Consider the following 26,686-nt stretch of genomic DNA (forward strand, 5'->3'; position numbering starts at 1 on the left):
GGCTACTGTATTTTTTTTGACTGAAGTTGCCAAAAATAGCAGTGATTTGGCTAGTTTTAACTAGCCCATGCTGCTCACTGTTACGGAAATAATTATGTTTTCGCTAAATTTACGTAGTAATTATTAACATCAAGTTATGTATTGATTAATAGGAATTTATTAATACTCGTCATGAGTAATTGCTGATTACTGTTGTTTTCCATGACCTATTACCCATGAGACATTAGCAGTAATTTCTCTAGTCCGATCTGAAATTTTTTATGTATAAAAAATAATATTTTTTATTTAGTATGAATACTAAGGCTATAATTTATAGCTCAAGTCAGCTAAGGAACAGTGTTCAGCACCGCAGTGTCCTATCCTGGATATGGGTACTACTGTTGTGGGTGAGACTGTGTTTATCAGCGTTGTTATACCAACATACAATCGCCAGCCAATTTTAGAAAAATGTCTGCGTGCTTTGGAAGTGCAGCAGATCAGTAATTCAAGTTGGGTGACTGATTATGAAGTTGTCTTAGTAGATGATGGTTCTACTGACGGTACATTAGATTGGTTAGCAGCACACAAAGATGAGTTTCCCCATGTGCGCTGGTTTGAACAAGACCATGCGGGGCCTGCTGCTGCGAGGAATTTGGGTGTAAAACAGGCGCTAGGGGACATCATTATATTTATAGATAGTGATTTAGTAGTTCTAGAAAATTTCCTGCAAGCTCATGTAGATGCGTTAATTGAGGGTAAGGAGAAACTAGGGAGCGATCGCTTCTTTACCTACGGTGCAGTCATCAATACTTGCAACTTTGACAATCCCACCGCCGAACCCTATAAAATCACCGATTTTTCCGCCGCCTTCTTTGCCACTGGTAACGTCGCCATTCCCAAGCATTGGTTAGAAACAGCCGGGTTATTCGACACCAGTTTTCAACTTTATGGCTGGGAAGATTTAGAACTAGGTGTCAGGCTAAAAAACTTAGGTTTAAAACTAATTAAATGTCCCGCCGCCGTTGGTTATCACTGGCATCCACCATTTAACTTAGAACAAATTCCCAACCTGATTGATAAAGAAATTCAACGGGGACGTATGGGTGTGTTGTTTTATCAAAAGCACCCTACATGGGAAGTGAAAATGATGATTCAAATGACTTGGTTACATCGTTTACTGTGGGGAATTCTATCACTCAACGGCGCATTAAATGAACGAACCATGACCCCGTTGCTGCAATGGTTAATTAATTTAGGCAAGCCACAGCTAGCTTTAGAAGTTGCCCGGATTTTCCTCAACTGGTACAACGTCCAGGGTGTATATGAGGCTTACGCTCAATTGCGCGAGGCTTCATAGCAGAGTTGAGAAGTTGCCAGTTAATTCAGGCTGATTTTGTGAATAATTCAAGATAGAAGTAGATATTTTTGTATAGAAAATTATACAAAAATATCTACGTAAATTATCAATACTACATATGTAAAAACAAGTTTAGCTTGTTAAACATAATTAAATTAGAGACAGATAATTGAGATAATAAGATGAAATGAAAATGAAAAATCATGAATCAAGCGAATTCAGCTAAAAATCAAATTAGAGAAGCCACAGAAGGAATCACACAAATTTCAGTTAGCCGCTATAAGTCTATCTATGAAGAATGTAGTATTGCAGTACATCCATTAACGATTCTTGCAGGTGCTAATAGCTCTGGCAAATCAAGCATTATGCAGCCACTACTATTACTGAAACAAACTCTAGAAGCTACTTATGATCCAGGGCCTCTGCTACTGAATGGACCCAATGTTCAATTCACATCTACAAAACAGCTACTATCTAAATCTCCTGGGAAAGAACGTACTGATAGTTTTAGTATTCAAGTTAATTTATCTGAGGAAAATTATTTTAGAGACACATTTAAACAACAACCAAGAAAAGAAATTGAACTGATAGAGATGGCTTATAAATCCGAGCAAGAGCAAGTAATATTAACGCCTTACATGAATCATGAAGATATTCTTAGGCTTTTTCCTCTAGACTTAAAAAATGTTTTACAAACATTAACAGAAGATATAAAATCTCAAACAGAATGGATTGTTGGTCGTAATCGATGTTTCTTAGATTTTAAATTATCTTGGAAATCTTCAAAAGATGATAAGTTAACGGTATCATCCTTTTTTTCTATTCGTCTTCTGAACACATTCCAAACACATATTCGGAAAATAATTCATGTTCCAGGACTGCGAGGAAACCCAGAACGTACTTATAAGACTACAGCTATAGGTCAAGAATTTCCTGGAACTTTTGAAAATTATGTTGCTAGTGTAGTTAACAACTGGCAAATAACTAAAGATCCACATCTCCAAGAATTGGCGAATGCACTGGAAACTCTTGGTTTAACTTATGCAGTCGAAGCCAAAAAATTTGATGATACACAAGTTGAGTTGAGAGTAGGCCGTCTTCCCCACCGTTCCAAATCTAAAGCAAGTGACATGGTAAGTATTGCTGATGTTGGCTTTGGAGTTTCTCAAACTTTACCTGTTTTAGTCGCCTTACTTGTAGCAGAACCAGGACAATTAGTTTATCTTGAACAACCGGAAATTCATTTACATCCTCGCGCTCAAGTTGCTATGGCAGAAATATTAGCTAATGCAGCAAAACGGGGTGTAAAAGTAGTTGTAGAAACACATAGTGATAAATTAATTTTAGCAATACAATCTTTAGTAGCTGAGGGTAATTTATCACCAGATTTAGTCAAATTACACTGGTTTACACGGCAAGAAGATGGTATAACCAGAGTCAATAGTGCTGACTTAGATGAAACAGGTGCTTTTGGAGATTGGCCGGAAGATTTTGGCGATGTATCTCTACAATTGGAAAACCGCTATTTGAGTGCTGCGGAAGCTCGTTTAATGCAAGGTACGCATGGCGGATAAAATAATAAGTCAACGTCTTGTCATTGATGCTTCTGTAGCACGTTCTGCTGGTGGGGAAGAGGCTATTTATCCAACATCGGTGCATTGTCGTGATTTTTTGAAAGCAGTGTTAGATATTTGTCATCAGGTGGTAATGACACCAGATATTAAAGAAGAATGGGATAAGCATCAATCAAAATTTGCTCTAACTTGGCGTAGGCAAATGGTGGCTAAGAAAAAATTAAAATATTTAAATATATCAATTAATCAAGAGCTATGGAATCAGATAGAAAGCATTGCTGTTAGTAATAAAGAATGTGCAGCCATGACTAAAGATTTACGGTTAATTGAAGCAGCATTAGCAACAGATAGCATTGTGATATCTTTAGATGACAATACTGCTAGAACACTGTTTAGTAAGGCTGCGGCTAAAATCGATGAGATCAAAAATATTGTTTGGGTAAATCCAGATAAAGTAGAGACAGAACAGCCGATCGCATGGTTAGAAAATGGCGCAGTAGCAGAAAGCGATCGTTTGTTAGGGAACTATAGGATTCCTATTTGATTTTTGTTGGCATAGCCTGCGCTAGCGCATACAAAACTCAGTACACACAAAACTCAGTACACATTTTTCTTTCTTTCCTGCTCCCTGTCACCTGTTACCTGTTCCCTCTCTCTACGAGTGATTCAGAAATCAAAGCGGATTACTATATCAGAATCAAAAAATAGGTTGACAAAACAGCTTAATCCATGTGCTAACCTAGTAGAGTTGTCAAAATTCCGCACATCTGGGAATTCGGGTGTTTCCCATTGGGGAAATACACCTGGATGGAGGTTTAACCCGAATAGGAGTAACAGAATATATGCCAGTCGTTTCATTGGCTCAAATGATGGAGTCAGGGGTTCACTTTGGGCATCAAACCCGCCGTTGGAACCCAAAAATGTCTCCTTACATTTACACCGCTCGCAATGGCGTACATATCATTGACTTGGTGCAAACAGCCCAGTTGATGGAAGATGCTTATAGCTATATGCGATCGCAAGCGGAGCAAGGGAAAAAGTTTCTCTTTGTAGGTACTAAGCGGCAAGCAGCAGGCATTATTGCTCAAGAAGCTGCCCGTTGCGGTTCTCACTATATTAATCAACGCTGGTTGGGTGGAATGCTCACCAACTGGGCAACCATCAAAACCAGAGTAGACCGCCTCAAAGACTTAGAACGTCGGGAAGAAAACGGCGCATTAGATTTATTGCCGAAAAAAGAAGCATCCATGCTGCGCCGTGAAATGGCAAAGCTGCAAAAATACTTGGGCGGCATTAAAACCATGCGGAAAGTTCCTGATGTGGTAGTGATCGTAGACCAACGTCGGGAATATAACGCAGTGCAAGAGTGCCAAAAACTGGCAATTCCAATCGTGTCTATGTTGGACACAAATTGCGACCCAGATGTAGTAGACATTCCCATTCCAGCTAATGACGACGCAATCAGATCAATTAAACTGATAGTCGGTAAATTGGCGGATGCCATTTATGAAGGTCGTCACGGTCAGCTGGATGTAGAAGAGGACTACGAAGATTACGAAGGCGCTGAGGAAGACTACGAATTCGACGAAAGTGATTACTCTGATTTGCAGTCTGACGACGAAGAAGAAGAATAAGCAAAATCCAGGATTAAGCATGAAGAAATCATGCTCACACTTCATACTTCATCTTTGGAAGTTTAAATTTCATCCCTTTTTCTTCCCCAGCCCTGAGTAAGATAGAAATACTCAACACTCTTGCGTAGTGCTGTTAGCGGAAGCGGGGCGTTGAGCAGCGTGCTGAGTCACAAGTGCTGAGTATGATCCCCAAAACATCAAGTTTGGAGAACTAAACAAGAAAAAATTGCTTGTTTCTCTATAAAAAACTGGGAGCCAAGAAAATAATTTTCCATTACTTCTAGTATTAATACTCAGCACTTAGCACTTTTGACTCAGCACTGTTTTGGTGAGCGATTAAAACTCAAGGTCAAGTTAGGAATTGAGGCAACATGGCGGAAATATCTGCAAAACTCGTCCAAGAGCTACGCCAAAAAACTGGTGCGGGCATGATGGACTGTAAAAAAGCCCTGAAAGAAACCGAAGGCGATATCGAACAAGCGATAGATTGGCTACGCAAAAAAGGCATCGCTTCGGCGGGTAAAAAAAGCGATCGCATTGCGGCAGAAGGCCTAGTAGAAACCTACATTCAGCCAGATGGGAAAGTAGGCGTACTCATAGAAGTCAACTGCCAAACAGACTTTGTTGCCCGTAACGATGCTTTTAAAGCTCTAGTTAAGAGTCTAGCCCAGCAAGCAGCGACTGCTGATAGTGTTGAGTCTTTGCTGGCTCAACCTTACATTGAAAATAACAGCGTTACCGTAGATGAATTCATCAAGCAAAGCATTGCTGGTTTAGGTGAAAATATCCAGGTACGTCGCTTCGTCAACTTCGCTATCAAAGATACACCAGGGGTAGTAGATAGCTACATTCATACTGGTGGTCGAGTTGGCGTGTTAGTTGAGGTGAATGCTAAATCGGAAACTGCTGCTGCTAACGAAGAATTTCAAACATTGGCTCGGAATGCAGCTATGCAAGTTGCAGCTTGTCCCAATGTTGAGTATGTCAATGTAGAACAAATCCCTGCCGAAGTTGTCCAAAAAGAAAAAGACATCGAAATGGGCAAGGACGATTTGGCTAATAAACCAGAAAACATCAGAGAAAAAATCGTTCAGGGTCGGATTGACAAACGCCTGAAAGAAATGACTTTGCTTGATCAGCCTTATATTCGCGATCAAAGTATTTCTGTGGAAGACTTGCTCAAGCAAGTTAAGGCTAAAGTCGGTGAAGACATTGAAGTACGTCAATTTGTGCGCTATATCCTAGGCGAAGGCATTGAAAAGCAAGAAAGCAACTTTGCTGAAGAAGTCGCCGCCCAAATGGGTCAGAAGTAGTCTTAGTCATTGGTGATGAGTGACTAATTGACTGTACTAGATACAGGTCAAGCAAATAGCCTGACCTGTATTTTATTTAAAATTTAAAATATCGTGAATGATTATTTGTAAATAACCACGTACATTTGTACCATATAAGGTTCAGGTGGGTAAGTAAAGGAAAGTATGGCCAGAGCAATTGAGCGAATTGAGCGGGATATTGCCGTGCTGCAAGAAGCGATCCAAGCGATCGCAACAGAACTCCAAGCAGCTTATGCTATTTATCTAACTAACTTGGGTCAAGCACTGCGAAAACAGTTAATTCTGGCAACTTATCATCTGTGTACCCAAGGGTATCCCGATAACTTTTTGGAGTTGTCCTTAAATCAACGGCAACAATTACAACAAGGTATCCGTAAATTAGGTCAACAAGCAGCTGAGATATTACTGACTCATCTTGTCAGCGAGGAAGAAGATGAGGGCGATGTAGCGTCAGCTTCCCGCAGGGTGGGGAATGGGGGAGATGAGGAAGATGTGGGAGATGGGGGAGATGAGGAAGATGGGGGTGATGGGGGAGATTTAGAGAAGATAGTGGCTTCTCAAATGTTAGGAGCAGAAGAAGTCATATCTGTTTTATTAGCCTCTACTGAAACCCTCAAAAATTCTGTGCCTCAATCTTATACCTTTGACAGTTCTAATCCCATACAACTAGCAAAATGGCAACAGTATTTAGAAGAAAAAATCCAAAGCACACTGAGGAAAGTTTCTCATGACGCTAATGTGGTGTTACAAAAAGCGGGAATCTTACCAAAAAAATTGCCACAACCCATATTAGATGCTGCTGCGGCTGCGTCGGAAGCTTCTGCTGAGATGATGCCAGGGCCGCCCAATCTCTTAAACTTAGTCATTGAGATTGAAAATGGGCAAGATACAGAAGAATCCAACCTCACCCAAATCATGACCATTAATTTACGGCTAGGGGAAATAGAGTTTGCTGACGCGACAGTTTCCGCCAATCGCAGGCAAATTCGCGACATCTTAGTGCAACTCAATAAACTAGGAAGAGAGTATCAAAAAAAGCAAAAAGAACACTCAATTGCTGAAGCCGAATCAGCATGGCGTGCCAGTTGGTATGAGGATTAGTCAGGAGTTATTAATTTTGAATTTTGTAGGTTTGCCGTAGGGTATTTTGAATTTTGAATTCCCCGCAGGGGTTGACTAATGACTAATGACCAACCAGATTGGATACGCTTACACAAAGCCTTGGCAGTAGAAGCAGAACACGGCTTTCAAGACTTGATGGGTAAACAATACCGTTTTAGTGAATTTCTCAGCCTAACTTTTGGGAAATTCCCTACTGTTTTACCACCCATTGAGCGCCGTCGCTGGCAAGACTTAGCAATACAATTTGCTAACTATCCCCATCTAGAACTGAAAGAACGACAACATTTAATAGCAGAAACTCGTCGGTATATTTACCAACTGCAACAAGAGGAGAAGGAGCAGGGAAGCAAGGGAGCAGAGGAGCAAGGGAGAAGTTATAAAGCCAAAGTGCCAAATTCTGCGCCTGTGGTGGCGGAAGTCAGCCGCAGATTAGCTCCGAAAATTGACCAAAAACTCAGTGATTTACCAGAAATCGGGATTCGGAAAGCAGATAAATTGGCGGCTTTGCGGTTGTACACTGTACGCGACTTGCTGTTTTACTACCCCCGTGATCATATTGACTATGCACGTCAGGTAAATATCCGGGAGTTGCAAGGGGGTGAGTCAGTCACAATTGTAGCTACAGTCAAGCGTTGTAACTGCTTTACTAGCCCCAAAAATCAGAAATTAACGATTTTAGAATTAGTTTTAAAAGATAATACTGGTCAAATTAAAGTCAGTCGCTTCTGGGCTGGGGCGCGGTTTTCCAGTCGGGCTTGGCAAGAAAGTTTAAAACGGCGCTACCCGGTTGGTAGTGTGGTGGCGGCTTGTGGATTAGCGAAAGGGAGTAAATACGGTTTGACGCTGGATAACCCTGAGTTGGAAGTGTTGGCTAATCCAGGGGATACAATTGAATCGCTGACGATTGGGCGAGTAGTACCAATATATGCACTCACCGAGGGAGTGATGGCGAATATGGTACGTCAAGCGGTACTGGCGGCTTTACCTGCGGCGGCGCAACTAAAAGACCCATTGCCTAAAGGTTTGCGGGAAAAATATGGTTTGATGGAATTAAAGGATGCGATCGCTAACATCCATTTTCCTAACGATAGCGATCGCCTACAAATTGCCCGTCGCCGCCTCGTCTTTGATGAATTTTTCTACCTACAACTGGGTTTACTGCAACGTCAGCAGCAAGCCAAGGCGATTCAAACTAGCGCGGTTCTGGCTCCCAAAGGCCAATTAATCGAAAAATTCTACGAAGTCCTACCATTTCAACTGACTGGCGCACAGCAACGAGTCCTCAACGACATTCTCAACGACTTGCAAAAAACCACACCCATGAATCGGCTTGTCCAGGGTGATGTGGGTTCAGGTAAAACCGTCGTGGCAGTGGTGGCAATTTTAGCCGCCATTCAATCTGGCTACCAAGCGGCTTTGATGGCTCCCACGGAAGTTTTAGCAGAACAGCATTACCGCAAGTTAGTTAGCTGGTTTAACTTGTTATATTTACCTGTGGAATTGCTGACAGGTTCAACCAAAATTGCGAAACGCCGACAAATTCATGCTCAACTAGCCACAGGGGAATTGCCTTTGTTAGTGGGAACTCACGCCTTAATTCAAGATCCGGTAAATTTTCAGCGATTGGGGTTAGTAGTAATTGATGAACAACATCGGTTTGGGGTGAAACAAAGGGCGTTGTTGCAGCAAAAAGGTGAACAACCTCATGTTTTAACTATGACAGCTACCCCAATTCCCCGCACACTGGCATTAACCATACACGGGGATTTGGATGTCAGTCAAATTGACGAGTTACCACCAGGAAGACAAGCAATTCAAACTACGGCCTTAACCAGTCAGCAACGCACCTTTGCTTATGACTTAATGCGCCGGGAAATTGCCCAAGGTCGGCAAATTTATGTAGTATTGCCTTTAGTGGAAGAATCAGAGAAACTAGACTTGCGATCGGCAGTGGAAGAACATCAAAAGCTGCAAGAAAGTATTTTCCCAGAATTTCAAGTAGGGTTATTGCATGGTCGCATGAGTTCAGCCGAGAAGGACGAAGCCATCACCAAATTCCGTGATAATCAAACGCAGATTTTAGTTTCTACCACCGTTGTGGAAGTTGGTGTTGATGTGCCTAATGCGACAGTAATGCTCATTGAAAATGCCGAGCGTTTTGGTTTATCGCAACTACACCAATTGCGGGGGCGGGTTGGCCGGGGTGCAGCAAAATCCTACTGTTTGTTAATGAGTAGTTCTAGAAGTCCTGATGCCCAACAAAGGCTCAAAGTCTTGGAACAATCTCAAGATGGCTTTTTTATTTCCGAAATGGATATGCGGTTTCGTGGGCCGGGTGAAGTTTTAGGCACTCGTCAATCTGGTGTACCAGATTTTACCTTAGCTAGTTTAGTAGAGGATGAGGAAGTGCTAATCTTAGCAAGGCAAGCCGCCGAGAAAGTCATAGAGTTAGATGTGACTTTAGAGCGTTGGCCTTTGATGAAAGCCGAGTTGAAATATCGTTATGAACGATTGATGGGTGGGGCAATTTTAACTTGATGTTTGAAAAACACGTAGGGTGGGATTTGTCCACCCTACATTATTTGATATCACCACTTCCTCATAGTTTTTGCAACAACTCTTGGGTTAACTGCATGAATGATTTAGAACCAGCTGATTGAGGTGCATTCAAAACAGCTGGCATAAAACTATCAACAGCTTTAGCAACGCTGATATCAACTGGGATTTGTGCCTTACAAATTTGTTCTACACCAAAATCTTCTACAACCCGGTGCATCACTTGTTTATAATATCTCCCAGTTAGTAAATTGGTGTTACACATACTAAAAACAATACCCAACATTTTGATAGTTATTTTCGCTTCATGTTCATGACTATCTTTTAACTGGGCAATACGTCTTTCTAAAAGTTGAATTCCTACAACCGATAAAGGTTCTGGCTTGGCTGGCAGGAGATAAAAATCACTAGCAGCTAAAGCACTACGGGTCAATAAATTGTAACCTGGAGCGCAATCTAAAAGAATAAAATCATACTCATCGCGCACTAATTTTAAGATGTTATTAATCAAAACTCTTTCAAAACGATTCCAAACGTTTTCAAAGTTTTGTTCACCTAACGCAATTGTTTGTCTGTGCAGCATTTCTGAGACGACAAACTCATCATATAAATCTATATCTCCCGGCAATAAATTTAGTCCTGGCAGGTTACAAACTTGAGTTTGAATAATATCCTTGATGGTTAATTTAGAATTGGGATCTGGATTGATTACCTCATCAATGAGATATCTTAATGTCAGTCTTTGTTTGCGACGCTTGGCAAAATCCAGAGGCGACATGAGACTAAGTGTGGCACTGATTTGGGTATCTAAATCCAGAACCAGCACCTTTTTACCGTGATTTTTCGCTAAACAAGTAGCTAAATTAACTGTGAGGGTAGTTTTCCCTACACCGCCTTTCATATTTGCAGTAGCAATTACATATCCCATTAGTGAATTCCTCTGATGACGCGTTCCCATTTAGGTAGCGCACACCCCTTTTGAACAACTGAAACTTCCGTTAAATTTAATATTTACGGGGAATCAAAAGAGCTGTGTGAGCAAGATTGCCTCGATAGAGTATATAGCAACACGGCTTCAGTTGGGAGATGTTGGCTTGGGTAGTTTCATCTTCTGAGAAACACGGGGTGTAGGGGTGTAGGGAAGAAAAACGGTTTCTTTGATTTGTTTCGGGGGCATCAAACACGTCTTTGGGTGGCTTAGATTTTGCAACAGTTGTTTTATTGCCAGTTTTGTCAGGTGGGCTATGCTGGAAATTCGCTTAAGCCTTAATTTCTACATCGTCGGCATTGCCCACCCTAGGATGATTGAGAATGATACAAGATATGAGCCACTAACTAGAGCAGCGATATACTCACCAAAAATGAAAGAAACTCTCTCCTTCCTTCTCCACTGTCACTGTTTGGCTGACGCTCACGGCGGAAGCCTGTCACCTGTCACCTATGTTCAATTAGTATAAAATTTGAAGCTACATAGTTTTATTTGTAATAGTTCAATATAGAATTAATACACAACATTCCTTCTATCTCAGCCGCTTGTTGATTGTAGAATATCTCAGTATTTTGCAGAACTCCTTTACCATGAATTACTTCATAGTGATAATAGCCATATTGATCAAGATAAATTACTAATGTAAGCTGATTAACAGCTGTCATTGACAGTAGTTTAGCAGTCATTTTTTTACTTCTTTCCTGTAGGGTGTTGGTTGCTTTATATTTAATTTTCAGGTTTTTATTAGTCCTACAGGATGAACTTAGAGAAGTTTTTGCGAAAATTAGCGAGATTTTAAAAGTAATACAATATTTGTCATGAATAACACTTATGGAGTTAACTAAAATGTATATAGCATTCCGGTTTGATGACTGTAATTACTCGTAGAGGCAGCAAATAGGGAATAGGAAAGAACATAAATACTTGTGTACAGAATGTTTTCAGAAATTAAATATAATTCCTATAAAATCCGCTTCGGATTTGTTATGACTTTCATCAGCGTAAAAGCTTTCATTGCAGTTATCCAACTATAAAAGTATAAAATTTTCTAAACGGATGGTATCTGAATTTGTTTGGCAAACAAACTTTGTAAACGATTTAGTTGTGGGCCAATTTGGTAGAGTAAATCACCTTTACCTAATAGGTAAGCTGCGGATGTTTCTGTACCTCCCAAGACAATTTTTGAGTCTGCTTCGCCAGCCGTTCGGAGGGCAACTCGGCCTGGTAGATTGGAACGGATAATGGGAGTGACAATACCAGCTTCTGGGCGTTGGGTAGCAATAATTAGATGTATTCCAGCAGCGCGTGCCATTGCTCCCAAGCGTTTAATACTGAGTTCTAAAGCTTTGCGGATTTCTTTTTCTGCCATAAAGTCTGCATATTCATCAAATATGCAGACAATGCGAGGTAAAGGCTTGTTAGATATCTGATTGTAGCTACCTAAATCAGCACAGCTAAGTTTTTCAAACTGCTGGTAACGGGATTCCATTTCTAAGACTAATTCTTCCATGAGTTCGGTAGCGCGATCGCTATCTTTCACAACTGGCGAATATAACCAAGCCATACGCTCAAACTCTGGAAAGGTGACTCGCTTAGGATCAACTAGGGCAATTTTGAGATGTTGCGGGGTATGACGATATAGTAAGCTGAGGAGGAGCGATCGCAAAAATTCACTTTTACCGCTACCAGTTGTCCCCCCAACTAAAAAGTGACAGGTATTAGGATCAGATAAATCTGCCTCTACTAATTCTCCTTCTAAATTTACCCCAATGGCAATTTTGATAGATGCAGTCGGGCTTAAAGTTTGGGGTTGAATATAATCGATAAAGCTAGCAACCTCTCTATCTGAACGAGGTAAATCAATACTGACATACCCAGCTTGGGGCGCAATTAAAGGTTTATCTGCTAATCCCAATTGCACTTGCAAATCATTTGATAATCTTAGCAGTGCATTAACTTTCACACCCAAATTAGGTTTCAACTTCACCCGGATAAAAGCAGGCCCCACAGCTGCGCCTAAGTAGTCAACACCAACACCAAAAGATTGCAGAGTATTAACCAAAGCTTCGCCTATTTCATCAGCATTAGGTGTTTGTTTCTTAGTCTTGATATCAGGATTAATAGATTCCTCCCCCCTTTCTAAGGGGGGTTGGGGGGGATCAGATATGACATCACCAAAAAAAGTCTGACACTTTTGCTGTTGAGGACAAATTTGGCATAAGTGAGGCTGAGTTGTTCGTGGTGGTGGGTTGGGATGGGGTGATTCCCAAGTTAACCACTGTTGCATTTGTAATAATTTGTGGGGAATTAGCTGATGTACTGTATTTTCTAGCTGTTCCCAAGAATAACTATACTCTTTAAACTCAGGTAATACACAGTAAACAGCTGAGTCTACAGGTACTTTCTTTTTGTGGTGAAGCAAATAGCTATAGAGAGAAACTTGAGCCAATTGTGCAGAAGGATCTACTGGCTGATAGGTTTTAAACTCCACCATACATAGACGATTGACTTCAAAATTGAAGACTAAACAATCAAATTCACCTCGGACTAATTGCTGTGTGCCATTGGGTAACGTAAAGTAATGTTCAATACTGCGTTCTGTAGATAGAAAAGTATTACTAATAACTTTATCTGCACTACAATAACGCCTATTGATCACAAGTAACTCTGCAAAGCGTTTGATGAGTCCTTGTAATCCATTCCAAACCTGTAAAAGTGTTTGTCCTTGCTCGTGATCTTTTTGTATAGTTTGTTGTAGATAGGGAAAAAATTCTAGTTGATAGAACAGTTGTTGAACAGCATTAGCAATTACTTCTATATTTAGCTGTGACGCATTTGGTTTCAATAAATTAGTGAATTGTGGTTCAACCAAGGCTAATTTAATGAATTTATCTGCTAGGAGGTGGAAGGGATTCCCAATACCAATAGCTGTATCTGGTGGTAAAAATATGGCTTTGTCACCAAACTGATGATTGAGATAAAACAGTCGAGGACATTCAAAAGCAATGCGGACTTTAGTCACACTTAAAGATGGATTTTCCATTTCTTCTGTTAACTGCTTTAAGCCATTGTTTACTATAAAAATCTGACTGAGTGCATTAGGATTAGATATTTCTAGTAAGCGACGATGGACAGTAGCTAAATACACTGTATCCATCGCCGCATATTTTAGCTGCTTTTGGCTGAGAGGACGCTTTCCCCAATCGCTTGCTTGTTCTTCTGTATCTACATCAGAAAAATTGCACAGTTCTAAAGCTAAGGTTTTTAATTTTAAATTGGAAGTTTGCAGCTTTTGAAGTGTGATTTTTCTGGCTAATTGTAAAGTACAAGTAATATTTTTCGCTAGGTGTGCGCCTAAGTATTTTAAGTCAAAGCTAGCATTGTGAAATACTTTTTGGATATTGGAGTTAACCATGATTTGATTGATAAAATATGCTGTCAAATCATGTTTATCTAATACATCCAGAATGTAAGCAGATGCACCTGTTATATCTGTAGGTTCAGCCAATACCTGAATCAGCGATAGTTTAGGATAAGATGTATTCCAATGAGCAATTTCTGTGTCTAGCCATAGTGTTTCAGTTCCTGCTAATTTAGATATAATACCTATAATTTCTGTCGCTTCTTTCAGGTAGTGCATTGACTAAAACTTCATAATAAATAATAATTACGCAACTAAACAAATTAATTGGTCTTGTAGTTTGACTCCTGGGTTAATAATTTTAACTCTACGTTCCTCGCATAAAAGCTGAATTAGGTATTGTACATCAGTTTCTTTAATAGTAGGAAATTGATCAACCGCATTTGTAATTAGTGTAGGTACTCCCATAAAGCTTTGGGTTGTCACTAGGTTCAACAAAAAATCTTTAACTAGGCGCAAATCTCTTGTTTTGCCATTTCCATTATCTTTAACTGGTTCTTGTTTGCCAACAATTCCTAAATCCTGTAATAAAGTACACTTGTGTAAAATTTTCGCTTGTCTAATTAAAGATTGTAATTCTTGTAAGGTAATTGCTCTACGTTTACTCGTCAATACCAATTCTTGCGATAGTGCAGAGTTTACCAAACTTTGGTATGTTGCTAAGTGGTGAACAGAAGTAAGATTGGGTCTTATGTGATGGTGATTGGTATGAGTAAAAATCTGTTGATATATTTGATTACCAGCTAGCTTTGGTGTTCCTACCCCGCCAATTCTAATCAAATATAGGGGTTGACATAAATTTTGTTGAATAACTCTCTGACAGGCATTCATGACATGAAAAAAGGTTGTCATATTTGCATCTTCAGTCCATACTATACCTACTCTTTCTTGCTTACTCGACTGTTGATAACTCAAAGAATAACTAGCATACTTTCCACTTAATAGTTTCAGCTTAATTTCCTGAACTTGTAAGGCAAGTAATGCTTGTTGCAACATCACAATTAAATCAGGTGATGATAAGAGTGAAATCTTGCTATATTTCTCCTGATTTTTCTTATATTCTTTCTGCCACAACAGTTGAAACTCTGCTTGGACTTGCTCAATATTATCTGGAGGTGGAGGAGGTGGAGGGATAATTACTTTACCACCAGGCTTTTTAACCAGATGTATATTAACTTTTTTTGGATCTATTACTTCTGATTTTGAGGATGGAATATTAACAGGAGGAGGAGGTGGTGGTGCAATTATTTCTTCATTTTCTAACAAAGAACGTTTATATTTTTGATACTCATACCGACCTAAAATTAAAGTATTTCTTGGCAAGGTTTTACCACCTGGAAAATTTTTCTCCAATAATTCCTTACTTAAAGGAAAGAGGGGTGAATCAGGCTTGGGATTAGCTCTTTGATGTAGAGATTTTAGACGATAAACCCAAAGTGATTCTGCCTGATTTAAATTGATAGGCTTTAGTATTACTTGCTTGTCAACTCTAGCTTTATCTGACTGTAAAATTCGGCCACTCTTTAGTCTCCACTCTGACTGAACTATGCTGATAATTATAAGGAAATTTTTGAGATTATCATTATGAATTGTAGTATTAATATTAAAGATAGGTTGGGGATTTGAATCCCAAGTTGCTTGGCTTTCAACTTGATCAAAGCATAAAACTATTGGTTGATTATCAGTAGATATTTTACCAAAGTTTGCTAAAATATTCTTTGCTGCATCTTCACTATCAATACAGTGTTTAACTTTTAATACAGCCATTGAATCTTCACTTAAGTCATCGCCTCGTAACCATTCGCAGGCTAAATGATATAATTCTGGATCAGTAAGGTCATGTAGTATGCCAAAAAATATGTCAGGATTATAGATACCTACTTGTTTATATATTTTCTTGAGTTCTTTAATAAAATTTTGGCGATCGCTGAGTAATAATTCCCATAAATTATGATTAAAAATGCGATTCTTTAGGCTCTGCTTAGTAAAGGCTGATAAACTTTTCAGCCACAATATTAATTGAGACTCTTGTTGTCCATTTGGTACTTGAATTAAGCTATCAACTGTGTAACGTAGAATATGCCGCCAAATATAATCGTTGTCAGCCCAAGGACTTATATAGGCAAAAAAAGCTCTAGAATTAAACTTAAGTTTGAGTCTAGCAAGTAAATAACTTTTACCAGATCCGGAATCACCTGTAAGTAAAACAGTACGGCTACGATGATCTTTTTCTACTAAGTCTAATAATCCTTCAATCTCACTTATGGCTTCTTGGTGGATTGACTCAACTACAGACTCAGAGCTTTGACTTTCACTCCAAAAATTACCAGTTTTTAAGTTTACAAGGTCAAAAGGATTAATATCGTGTTTAATAATGTCGTTAATTGATGTCATATCTGAATTTTGGTGAAGAAGCAACCTGAACTACAGTGATAAATTATTACTATAAGCGTTAATTAACACTGATAAAAAACAACGAACCGCCTATATTTTGGGGAATGCCAGTATTTAACTGTTCTGGTGTATATGGTGTTGGATCTAACAATGTACTCAGTTCAATTAGATCATTCTTTTGCAAACGATACAGTGCATTATCTACTTCATCTCGTGAAAGAGGAGGTTGTAATTTTTGTCGTAGATGGAAGATAGGTAAATAATTCTCTGTTCCTAATTCTTTGTCTAATTTCTCAATAGTCTGTAAAATTTCTTCATCAGTGATATTGATAATCGCTTCAATTGATGACTCAACATTAGTGGGTGACAAAGTAGATACTGTCTCTGGCTTAACCCGCAAAGTCTTGCGTAAAAACCGGAGATAATTACCTAAAAGTTCTTGACTAATGACAGGGTTAGTGCTTTTGGTGGGAATAAAATCATCTCGTAATAACTCAATTCCTCTTTCAGTTAGCCACACTTCAGCTTTAACTTTTTTCAGTTGCAATTCTGCTTCAATCAATCCCCTTTCGCTGAGAGTTTTTAATATTGCGTCTCGTTCAGTAGCTTTTGGTGACGTGATTTTACTGGGGGCGATTTTACCGGAAGCTTTACTTATCTTCTCCAGTACCTTGAGTTCTTTGTCTGTGATGGGTAACTGGCCTGGTGGGAGGTTCAGCAAGGCTTGGCCAGGAGATAAAATCTTGACTGTGGCAATCTCACGGGAATAGTCTACCAGCTCGCGATCGCCTAATGCTCGACAAATTTTATCCTTCCCTGTAAAACTACCAAAGGTAGTAGTTAGTCCAGCGCGATAATTGGAACATCCTAATAACTTTAAGAGAAACTTTAATTCGTTCGTGTCCATACTGGTAATTTATAGAGCATCTACATGAGGACTACTCTAACTCAAAAGGCAATAATTTACACACTTTTTATATAGTAGCTCTAATTAGTACCAGTAATTACGAAATATTCCGCGATCGCTCACAAATTTAAATGTAAAAGACAAGCAAAATTTTCTGCAAAAAGTATTTTAACCTAGCCTACGCTAAGTAAACTTAGTTTACAAAATCCTAGCAAATATTACATTAAATCAATAATTTTAATAGGTTTTATCTATACATCACATCCTTGTGAGAGTCACAACAAAGAACTCTGATTTTTCAAAAGGATTCTTGGCTGTGACTAATAATTTATAATTTCTAGGCGTTAATAACTTAGCTGTTATGCTGAACTTTGTAGGGTGCTTTAAAGTGCAGCGTAATACACCGAAATCAATGGTGCGTTACAGCATGAATATTAAATATTCTAGTCTTATTCAATTAGCTTATGCCGTAACACACCCTACTCGGTATTTTGTTTATAAATAGCCTCTTACTTCTTTCTATTTACTTCTGTTTTTTCTTCGCTAACTTCAACTTCATGACTTTACCCACTGTTCTAGGTACACCATATAACTTACTAAATACCAAATTCCACAAGTAACCGTATTTGGGGAAATGTTTGACTAACAAAACATCAGAAATTACATGAAACCTTGGCGGTTTTAAAGATGGATCTTTATCGATATATCTAATTTGTTCTGGTTTCGGCATCCAGTGACCAATAATAGCATCCTTCTGGAAGAAATTAGCTTGCACAAATAAGCCAGATAATCTATCAAACCCGCTAGAAGGTATCCAAGTCACTGCTCCCATTACCTTTGTTGCTTGGGAAAGTTCTGGAAGTGCTTGCTGAATCAAATCATTTCGCCAAACAATGTTATTGAAATTCTCAAAATGGTAGCCATTATTATCAGTTCTATTGATAAAAGGCCAGAATAAATAACGCCAGTCAAAGTTTTTATCTAAAGGTGCAATGGGAACTTCTAATAATCCTTTAAAGTTACCTTTCTCATAAGGATAGGGATTTTCTGGTGTTTTTTTGCAGATTTCTAATTGTTCAACATCGGGTATTGCTTCCCAAGCTTGTTTGATGCGTTCTTCATCTTTAATATCAATATTCAGCTTTTGTAACCTGAGAATCCAACTTTCAGGAAATCTCTGGAAGTATTTAGCTACTACTTCGCAAACTTGCGGATGTACATAGTCATCATCATCTAAGGCTAAAAGATAGTCACCTTTAGCATTCAGTAAACCAACAAATCTCTGCGGCATTTCGCCTTTATAGGGACTAACTATGATTCTGACTCTAGAATCATCAATAGGTGTGATTTTGAAGTTAGGAGGGTAAACTAAAACAAATTCTACAGAACCTTCTATTTTGAGGAGATTATCTAACCAATAATCAGAAAATTTACCCAAAGTTGGCGTGATTATAGACAATAAAGGTTGATTATTCATAACTGTTTAGTGACAAAATTTCTAATAATAACCAGTGATGTAAATCTATGTATAATATGCAGCTAATTTGGCTTTTCGTCTAGTTTTGTTAATTGTCAGCCTAATTTGAAACTTGACTTTATTTGCGGCTATATTTTACAGATACAGCCTACAGGTGAAAAACAATACTAATTACTCCAAGGATTATTAAAATTATATGCGTATTCTCATGCTCTCATCTACGTTTCCTTATCCGCCGAGTCGTGGCGGTACGGAAGTTAGAACTTTTAATTTACTCAAGTACCTCCAGCAAAACCATGATGTAACTTTAGTTACGCAGTATAACAAGGGTGTATCAGATGTAGAAGTGGAAGAATTACGCAAGTATGTAAGTGAGTTGATGGTTTTCCCTTTACCATCAAATCCCCAAGCCAAAAATGCTGTTACTGGAGTGTTGGCGAAAACGGGACGCTTTCTGGAATCAGTGATTAAGGCGACACCGCCTAACGTTCTGCATCGCTATTCACCAGAAATTCAAGCTTTTGTGGATAGTTGCGTTGCAGCCAAAAAATATGATGTTATTACCTGTGAACACAGTGTCAATGAAATATATATCCGTCCAGAATTTCGTCACAGTGTGAATACAGTCATAGATATCCACAGTTCAGTGTACGGCTGGATTCGTGATCATTTAGAAATGGGTGCTGCACAAAATGCCATCCGCGATCGCCTCTATCTTACCTTTGTCCTCAAGCGTTATGAGCAGCGATACTGTAGCAAGTTTTCTAATATAGTTGTCACCACAGAAGACGATCGCCAAGAATTTCTGAAACTCCGTCCTGATATCGATATCCAAGTCATTCCCAACGGCGTAGATTTAGAATTATTTCCTTACCGTTCCCAAGACCCAGAGGGACACAGTTTAATATTTGTAGGAGCAATGGATGCTTCCCATAACATCGATGCAGCCAGGTTTTTTGCTTTCGCAGTCTTCCCAGAGCTAAAAACACGTTATCCTGATGCCACATTTAGTATTGTCGGTGCTAAACCAACACCAGAAGTCTTAAGCCTGGAAAAAATTCCCGGTGTCAAAGTAACTGGGCGTGTACCTTCAATGGTAGATTATCTGCATCAATCTACCGTATGTGTAGTACCCTTGAGGACTGGTTTTGGCATTAAAAATAAAACCTTAGAAGCCATGGCGGCAGGTGTACCCGTAGTAGCGAGCGATCGCGGTTTAGAAGGGCTAGCCGTAGATGGTGAAGGAATATCATTAAAAGCATTAAGAGCAAATCAACCAGCAGAATATGTTAACGCTATTAGTCAACTATTTGATCATCCCCAACTACGCACAGAACTATCTCACAACGGTAGACAACTCGTGGAAACAGAATTTACTTGGCATATTGCCGGTAAGCGTTATGAGCAAGTGTGTTTAGGCAATAGTTAATAGGCAATAGGTAATAAGCAATAGGCAATAGGCAATAGGCAATAGTTATTCTCCTCTGCTCCCCTGCTCCCCCATCTCCCCCATCTCCCTCATCTCCCCCATCTCCCTCATCTCCCCCACTCCCCACTCCCCACTCCCATGATCTGGATCATTGCTCACTTCCTAGCTGTTTGTGTCGGCATTAGCTTAGGCTTAATTGGTGGTGGTGGGTCGATTTTAGCTGTACCCATCTTAGTTTATGTGTTGGGAGTGCCATTAAAGTCAGCGATCGCGATGAGTTTGGTGACTGTTGGTGCTGTCAGCCTGATTGGGATTATTCCTCACTGGCTACAAAATCATGTCAACTTTCAAACAGCTGCTTTGTTTTCTCCCAGCGCCATGCTAGGTGCTTACATCGGTGCGCGTTTAGCTAGTCTCCCGATTGTGACACCAACTTTACAGCATATTTTATTTGTAATTGTCATGTTTGTGGCTTCCTACTTCATGATTCAAAATAGTCACCATAAATCAGCCGCAAATGTGAAATTAGATGTCAGACAACCTAGTGCTGAGTTAGAGTTATCACCTAATACATATAAAAATATTCATCGGTGGGTGACAATTCCCGCAGAAGGTTTGGGGGTGGGGATCATCACAGGTATGGTGGGGATTGGTGGTGGATTTATGATTATCCCGACTTTGGTACTTTTAGGTAATACACCCATCAAAGAAGCCATTGGTACATCTTTAGTGATCATGACTTTCAAATCTGTCACGGGATTTGCTGGGTATTTCGGTCATGTTCCCATAGATGTTAACTTAATGCTGAGTTTTACCTTAGCCGCCGGTTTAGGAATGTTGCTTGGTGCTTACCTCACTCGATTTGTAGAAGCACAACAGTTAGAAACAGGTTTTGGTTATTTTGTGATTGCGATCGCTATTTTCATGCTGCTCAAATGGTAATGGGTAATTGTTAGATTGCCATTACCCATTACCCATCTTTACTTACGTACTACTACAACAGTGCCTGTCGAAGCCCAATTATAAAGCTTGCGGGCTTGGTTGACAGTTAAATTCACACAACCATGACTAACGGGAGTACCAAAACGGTTATGCCAATAAGCACCATGAATGGCATAGCCTTTGTGAAAATACATTGCATAAGGTACATCTGGGATATCATAGCCAGGGCCTCGCATCCGGTTAATGCGATATTTGGAATTAATCGTAAACTTGCCCGTAGGCGTAGGAGTGGAACGCTTGCCTGTAGAAACACGGAAGGAATATACCAGCCGATTACCTTCCCAAGCAAATAAACGTTGTTGTGATAAATCAATCTCAATTCGCCGAGATTGGGATATTTGCTGAAGATTAGATGCGATCATACTGCTGTAATTTGCTGATGCAGCTATGGCTTTGGTAGGTTTAGGTTCAGCTGCGATCGGTGGCATCCAAGATAGCAAAGCCGCCATCATTAATACTACACCAGTAGAAAATTTACCTGAGCGATGTATTCCGATACTGCGAATCCAGTTTGGCATATTGCATCACCTTCTTACTCTGCAAAAGTCATCAATTCCTAAACTCTGGATTTCTGAAAATCCCAGATTCACAACATAAAACTTGAGGTTTTATGAATTTAGGTTGTTTTAAATTAGATTCTAGAGAAAGTCAGGATTTACGCAGATTTATGTGAGGCAGACAGATGAATTATTTCTTCTATCCTTTATTTCAATTTCAGTGATGCCACTTCCGGAAAATGACATTGATTATCTGATTTTACTGATATTTATAATCTTTTTAAAACCGGGGATAGATATCAAATCCTAGTGGCTAGAGAAGGAAAATTTTAATTATTTATGGTTGATAAAATACCATAATTGTCTTAACTGAAAATATATAGGAATCCGCTTTGATTTCTAAAATTATCTGCGTAGTCAGGCAATAGGCACTCTTGCAATAGGCAATAGGCAATATTTCTTTGTTTGCTTTCTTATCTTCCCAGTCCCCAGTCCCCAATCCCCAATCCCCAGTCCCCAGTCCCCTCACTTCTGAATAACTACTGGTGTACCTAAAGATGACCAATTAAATAGCCACTTAGCATGATCAGGTGCGAGATTGATGCAGCCGTGGCTGACTGGTGTACCAAATCTTTTATGCCAATAAGCACCATGAATACCATAATTACCATCGTAAAACATAGCATGGGGAACGTTGGGAACATCATAAGTTCTACCGCGCATTCGGGTAGATTTATGTTTAGATTGAATTTTAAAAGTACCAACCCGTGTAGGTGTAGATTTTTTGCCAGAGGAAATAATAATTGCATACACAGGTTTTCCTCCTTCCCAAGCAATTAATCGTTGCTGTGAGAGATCAATTTGAATCCAACGCTCCTCAGATTGTTGTAGAGTTTGGATAGTTTGTGCAATTTTCTGATTAGTTGAACTTGCCCAGGTGGAACTTGCACTAATGCTAACTGTACTTAATGATAATGCTGCACCAGCCAGAAATATTTTTAAGCAGCGTGACAAGTCCTGAGAAATTAATTTTGTCATGGTAGAAACACAGAAATGACGCAGTTTAAAGCAATTTTGCAGAAATCAAATATAACCATGACTTTCAAATAATTTCATCCAGAAAACTACGATAAATTTTGCAATAAATCACTGGCAAGTTGAGCGATCGCCTGCCAATCTCTCTGTATAATTAACTGCTTGGGGAATAACTCACCACTCAAACCTACAGCCACCGCACCAGCTTGGATGAGTTCTGGCGCATTGTCTAGGGTGACTCCCCCAGTGGGAATTAAGGGAATATGACTAAGTGGCCCTTGCAAACTCTTGATATAGCTAGCGCCTCCCATAGTTTGCACAGGAAACACCTTCACACAGCTAGCACCATAAGACCAAGCTGTGACAATTTCTGTCGGGGTGAGCGCACCTGGGATAATGGGGACATCTTGTTGTACGGCGGCTTGAATCATGGCAGAGTCAACGTGTGGAGTGAAGAGAAATTCTGCACCAGAGGCGATCGCATCTTGTAACTGCTGCACATTAAATAATGTCCCTGTGCCAATCGTACATTCGGGTAACTGGCGGCGGAGTTGGGTGATTAATTCCCCAGCGCGATCGCTATTCCAGGTAATTTCAATCAGTTGCATTCCCCCAGCCGCTACAGCCAAAGCCATTTCTAGTCCCAACTCGATTTTCGGTGCGCGGATGACGGCGATCGCTCTTTGTGTTTGCAACTTTGATAACCAAACTTGATGTGAAACTTGTTTCATCGGGACTGGCTTCCTCCTTCCTGCCTCCTGCAATTGCTCAATCCCTAGATAGATTACTACATCAAACCTCATGCACCATTAGCCGGATGTAGGATGAGTCGGAAGTTTTTAAGCTGAATCTAGCCAAGCCCAGATTAAGAAGCATGAAACTTTAATGGTCTTGGCTGTTCGATCATACAAGTGTAAAAACCTGGCAGTGCTTCTGAGGTATTAATTCCTATGGTAGAAGCAACTATAAACAACATAGTTGAAGCATTGCGTAAGTCTGCATACCGATTATCAGGGACTGCCGCAGATTACGACCCATTGCTCAACTTGATTGGTAATGCTCGTTTCGTTTTAATTGGTGAGGCTTCCCACGGCACTCATGAATTCTACGAGCAACGGGCAGAGATTACAAAACGACTCATTCAAGAAAAGGGTTTTACAGCAGTAGCCATTGAGGCAGATTGGCCTGATGCCTACCGCGTTAACCGCTATGTCCAAGGTGTCTGTGAGGATATTTCACCAACGGAAGCACTGGCTAATTTTCAACGCTTCCCTACTTGGATGTGGCGGAATACAGATGTGATTAATTTTATCAACTGGTTACGGGAATATAACGATAATTTACCCCAAGAAGCAACTAAAGTTGGCTTTTATGGCCTAGACCTTTATAGTATGTATGCTTCTATAGAAGCAGTGCTGAACTACCTGGAGCAGGTAGATCCGGAAGCCGCTAACCGCGCACATTATCGTTATTCTTGCTTTGAGCATTTTGGTGAAAACACGCAAACTTATGGATATACAACCAGTTTCGGACTCAGAAAATCTTGTGAGGAACAAGTAGTTCAGCAATTACAAGAAATGCAACGCCGAGTTGCCCAGTATATCCAAAACAATCATCAATTAGCCGCCGATGAGTTATTCTTTGCCGAGCAGAATGCCCGATTGGTAAAAAACGCTGAGGCATACTACCGTGCTATGTTTAGCGGCCAGGTTTCGTCATGGAATATTCGCGATCGCCACATGGCAGAAACCCTAGAACATCTAGTTAACCATTTAGATCAACGGGTAACACCCAGCAAAGTAGTCGTTTGGGAACATAACTCCCACCTGGGAGACGCGAGAGCCACAGATATGGGTAAACTCGGTGAAGTAAATGTAGGCCAATTAGTCCGCGATCGCTACGACAAAGATGTGGTGTTAATTGGGTTTACTACTTACACAGGTACCGTCACCGCCGCCTCTGGTTGGGGAGAAACAACTGAACTCAAACAAGTTCGTTCTGCTTTACCAGAAAGTTATGAAGCCCTATTCCATCAGACAGGAATACCTCAGTTCTTGTTACTAATGCGGGATGAAAATCCAGCTATTACCAGTCTCAAACAACCAAGATTAGAAAGAGCGATCGGTGTTATTTACCAACCCGAAACCGAGCGCGTCAGTCATTACTTGCAAGCTTCTCTCCCCAAGCAATTTGATGCAATCATTCACATTGACGACACCAAAGGAGTACAACCCCTAGATCGCAATGCTTACTGGGAGATGGGGGAAGCACCAGAGACTTTTCCTTCGGCTCTTTAGGGATTGGGCATTGAGTTAAATCTCCTTTGCTTTCGGTTTTTGCAATGATGTGGGAGTGAAACAAGTACGCAATGAGAAATAACTTTGATCCGATGAGCATGGGAAACCGCCTAGCGCGGAACTGGTGGACACTGGCTCTGCGGGGTACACTGGCTATTCTTTTTGGTTTAGTAGCATTATTCTGGCCAGGAATTACTATTACAGTATTGGTGTTGTTGTTTGCTGCCTTTCTAGTGCTGGGTGGAATTTTGTTAGAAATTGCAGCATTTAGAGACCGTCTCAATGATACTCACGGCTGGTTACTGTTGCTAGAAGGAGCAGTAGGCATCATCGTAGGAGTGCTAGCGTTTATCTGGCCTGATATTACTCTCTTAATTTTGCTTTATCTCATTGCGGCTTGGGCAATTATCACTGGTATTTTCGAGATAATTGCAGCCTTTCAGTTGCGAAGAGCAATTGAGAACGAATGGCTGCTAGCAATAGCCGGAATGGCCTCATTCTTCTTTGGTGTGCTGTTGGTCATTTGGCCATTTGCTGGCGCATTAGCCATTATGTGGATCATTGGTATCTATGCCATTTTCTTTGGAATATTACTATTAGCTCTTTCTTTTCGACTACGTAAGTGGAGCAATCAACACAGACTGTAAATCCTAATAGTCTAATTCTGCACACATTTAAGGTTGATACCGATTCATTCTTGCCCAATCTTGAGTTGAGCCGACATTGGGATTTTCACCGGGATCATTTGTACCATAAATTTGTCCTTGACGGTTAATCCAAAAATAGTTGTAGCTTGTTGGTAGCTCGACATTTGGATACCCATAGGGATTTGTCCAAGTTGTTACATTGCCGAGATTTTCACGGAAATGGAAGTTTTGGCGATCTACAGACTCACCACGTTGGCGACTCACCTCTTGCCAAGTGCGCTCAGACCATTCGCGGTATTCCCTCTGCCTCTGTCCCTCGGTTTGCGAGATTTCTATATTCTGTGCCATAATCCCCTGTATTCCAAAGGCAGCCCCATTTGTAGCCATAACTTGACCTGCTACCTGGGGCAACCATGAAGCATAATGAACCCATTGTGAGTCATGGGATGCTGCACAAGTCATCACCATCGTACATAGATTGTAGCTATATGCTACGCTGCACTTGGCTATGCCTCGGCAGGGGATATCATTGGACTTGTATATATAATCCCATTCATAAGCGATCGCGCATCCAGGAATTGGTTGAGCTTGGCGGGGCTGACTCATCTGGAGTTCATAGGGCTGCATTGCCAAGAGTTTCTCGTAGACAAACTGCCAGGGATTGTAGTTTACTGGCAGTCCAGAATTCCCTACCATGATCGTCAAAGCAGCATTGTCTGGAGAACACAAAACAATAGCAAATTGACCGTCTTCAACTACACGCCAACCACTCGGCACTACATAATTGAAGTATTGTCCGCGCCGAATTTCTAACTGCCCTGAATGAGAACCTGGGGAGGAAAAAGGAGACTCGTTGTAGTTGTACATATTACTGGCATAGCTAAAGTTGGGACTTGCACTAAATACATATTGCGATCGGGATTTTACGAACTGAGTTTGACTAATTTTGTATCATTTCTATAAAGAATTTTAAGTATGTAGCTTCCAGAATAGATTTTAAATTAACGACAACTTTTGTTTGTGGTAGTGCCAAAAT

General features: G+C 40.2%; 21 protein-coding genes. 11 read left to right on the forward strand and 10 right to left on the reverse strand.

The features are described 5' to 3' along the window. Positions 1 to 367 precede the first annotated feature (367 nt). From NOS7524_RS01055 to recG, 7 genes are all read left to right on the forward strand, one after another. Positions 368 to 1,336 carry a glycosyltransferase family 2 protein gene (locus tag NOS7524_RS01055; RefSeq protein WP_015136600.1) on the forward strand — a complete coding sequence of 323 codons (969 nt, stop codon included), beginning with the start codon at positions 368 to 370 and terminating at the stop codon, positions 1,334 to 1,336. Between the two features lie 203 nt (positions 1,337 to 1,539). Further along, positions 1,540 to 2,910, forward strand: a complete 1,371-nt coding sequence (locus NOS7524_RS01060; RefSeq protein WP_015136601.1) for an AAA family ATPase — start codon at positions 1,540 to 1,542, stop codon at positions 2,908 to 2,910. Further along, the gene (locus NOS7524_RS01065) at positions 2,900 to 3,454 is read left to right on the forward strand and encodes a hypothetical protein (RefSeq protein WP_015136602.1); all 555 of its coding nucleotides are present in this window, start codon (positions 2,900 to 2,902) and stop codon (positions 3,452 to 3,454) included. Before NOS7524_RS01060 ends, NOS7524_RS01065 begins: the two co-directional genes overlap by 11 nt. A 298-nt stretch (positions 3,455 to 3,752) precedes the next feature. Next, complete coding sequence (gene rpsB / locus NOS7524_RS01070) at positions 3,753 to 4,544, forward strand: 30S ribosomal protein S2 (protein ID WP_015136603.1); 792 nt, start codon at positions 3,753 to 3,755, stop codon at positions 4,542 to 4,544. Positions 4,545 to 4,915: 371 nt separating this feature from the next. After that, positions 4,916 to 5,857 (forward strand): translation elongation factor Ts, encoded by a 942-nt coding sequence (gene tsf / locus NOS7524_RS01075; RefSeq protein ID WP_015136604.1) that lies wholly within the window; start codon positions 4,916 to 4,918, stop codon positions 5,855 to 5,857. 165 nt (positions 5,858 to 6,022) lie between these two features. Continuing rightward, on the forward strand, positions 6,023 to 6,979 hold the full coding sequence (locus NOS7524_RS01080) for a hypothetical protein (protein ID WP_015136605.1): 957 nt from the start codon (positions 6,023 to 6,025) through the stop codon (positions 6,977 to 6,979). A 78-nt stretch (positions 6,980 to 7,057) separates the two neighbouring features. Further along, a complete protein-coding gene (gene recG / locus NOS7524_RS01085; protein ID WP_015136606.1) occupies positions 7,058 to 9,538 on the forward strand; it encodes an ATP-dependent DNA helicase RecG in 2,481 nt (826 codons plus the stop codon). Positions 9,539 to 9,599: 61 nt separating this feature from the next. Here the strand turns inward: recG and NOS7524_RS01090 are convergent, their stop codons facing one another. The 6 genes from NOS7524_RS01090 to NOS7524_RS01115 all read right to left on the reverse strand — a co-directional run bounded on the left by NOS7524_RS01090 (position 9,600) and on the right by NOS7524_RS01115 (position 18,743). After that, positions 9,600 to 10,484: a ParA family protein gene (locus tag NOS7524_RS01090; RefSeq protein ID WP_015136607.1), complete on the reverse strand. Its 885-nt coding sequence runs from the start codon at positions 10,482 to 10,484 to the stop codon at positions 9,600 to 9,602. Positions 10,485 to 11,032: 548 nt separating this feature from the next. Next, positions 11,033 to 11,230, reverse strand: a complete 198-nt coding sequence (locus NOS7524_RS01095; protein WP_015136609.1) for a hypothetical protein — start codon at positions 11,228 to 11,230, stop codon at positions 11,033 to 11,035. 362 nt (positions 11,231 to 11,592) lie between these two features. After that, entirely contained in the window at positions 11,593 to 14,184 is a 2,592-nt protein-coding gene (locus NOS7524_RS01100; RefSeq protein WP_015136610.1) for a DNA translocase FtsK, read from the reverse strand. Between the two features lie 27 nt (positions 14,185 to 14,211). Then, positions 14,212 to 16,359, reverse strand: coding sequence for an ATP-binding protein (locus tag NOS7524_RS01105; RefSeq protein ID WP_015136611.1), 2,148 nt, complete (start codon positions 16,357 to 16,359; stop codon positions 14,212 to 14,214). Positions 16,360 to 16,417: 58 nt separating this feature from the next. Continuing rightward, positions 16,418 to 17,266, reverse strand: coding sequence for a hypothetical protein (locus NOS7524_RS01110; protein WP_015136612.1), 849 nt, complete (start codon positions 17,264 to 17,266; stop codon positions 16,418 to 16,420). Between the two features lie 523 nt (positions 17,267 to 17,789). Further along, complete coding sequence (locus tag NOS7524_RS01115) at positions 17,790 to 18,743, reverse strand: glycosyltransferase (RefSeq protein ID WP_015136613.1); 954 nt, start codon at positions 18,741 to 18,743, stop codon at positions 17,790 to 17,792. Positions 18,744 to 18,939: 196 nt separating this feature from the next. On the opposite strand from NOS7524_RS01115, the gene NOS7524_RS01120 reads away from it, so the two are divergent. Together NOS7524_RS01120 and NOS7524_RS01125 are read left to right on the forward strand one after the other, a co-directional pair. Beyond that, positions 18,940 to 20,172: a glycosyltransferase family 4 protein gene (locus tag NOS7524_RS01120; RefSeq protein WP_015136614.1), complete on the forward strand. Its 1,233-nt coding sequence runs from the start codon at positions 18,940 to 18,942 to the stop codon at positions 20,170 to 20,172. Between the two features lie 138 nt (positions 20,173 to 20,310). Next, positions 20,311 to 21,114, forward strand: coding sequence for a sulfite exporter TauE/SafE family protein (locus NOS7524_RS01125; RefSeq protein WP_015136615.1), 804 nt, complete (start codon positions 20,311 to 20,313; stop codon positions 21,112 to 21,114). A gap of 38 nt (positions 21,115 to 21,152) precedes the next feature. Here NOS7524_RS01125 and NOS7524_RS01130 read toward each other — a convergent pair whose 3' ends face one another. From NOS7524_RS01130 to NOS7524_RS01145, 3 genes are all read right to left on the reverse strand, one after another. Then, a complete protein-coding gene (locus tag NOS7524_RS01130) occupies positions 21,153 to 21,692 on the reverse strand; it encodes a L,D-transpeptidase (RefSeq protein WP_015136616.1) in 540 nt (179 codons plus the stop codon). Between the two features lie 504 nt (positions 21,693 to 22,196). Then, entirely contained in the window at positions 22,197 to 22,709 is a 513-nt protein-coding gene (locus NOS7524_RS01140; RefSeq protein ID WP_015136617.1) for a L,D-transpeptidase, read from the reverse strand. A gap of 86 nt (positions 22,710 to 22,795) precedes the next feature. Continuing rightward, a complete protein-coding gene (locus NOS7524_RS01145) occupies positions 22,796 to 23,437 on the reverse strand; it encodes a bifunctional 4-hydroxy-2-oxoglutarate aldolase/2-dehydro-3-deoxy-phosphogluconate aldolase (RefSeq protein WP_015136618.1) in 642 nt (213 codons plus the stop codon). 219 nt (positions 23,438 to 23,656) lie between these two features. Between NOS7524_RS01145 and NOS7524_RS01150 the strand changes: the two genes are divergently transcribed. Both NOS7524_RS01150 and NOS7524_RS01155 read left to right on the forward strand, forming a co-directional pair. Further along, a complete protein-coding gene (locus NOS7524_RS01150; protein WP_015136619.1) occupies positions 23,657 to 25,003 on the forward strand; it encodes an erythromycin esterase family protein in 1,347 nt (448 codons plus the stop codon). Positions 25,004 to 25,074: 71 nt separating this feature from the next. After that, positions 25,075 to 25,650, forward strand: coding sequence for an HdeD family acid-resistance protein (locus NOS7524_RS01155; RefSeq protein WP_015136620.1), 576 nt, complete (start codon positions 25,075 to 25,077; stop codon positions 25,648 to 25,650). 27 nt (positions 25,651 to 25,677) lie between these two features. Here the strand turns inward: NOS7524_RS01155 and NOS7524_RS01160 are convergent, their stop codons facing one another. Next, positions 25,678 to 26,517, reverse strand: coding sequence for a hypothetical protein (locus NOS7524_RS01160; RefSeq protein ID WP_015136621.1), 840 nt, complete (start codon positions 26,515 to 26,517; stop codon positions 25,678 to 25,680). Positions 26,518 to 26,686 lie beyond the last annotated feature (169 nt).

The sequence above is a fragment of the Nostoc sp. PCC 7524 genome, assembly GCF_000316645.1.
Taxonomy (GTDB): Bacteria; Cyanobacteriota; Cyanobacteriia; order Cyanobacteriales; family Nostocaceae; genus Trichormus.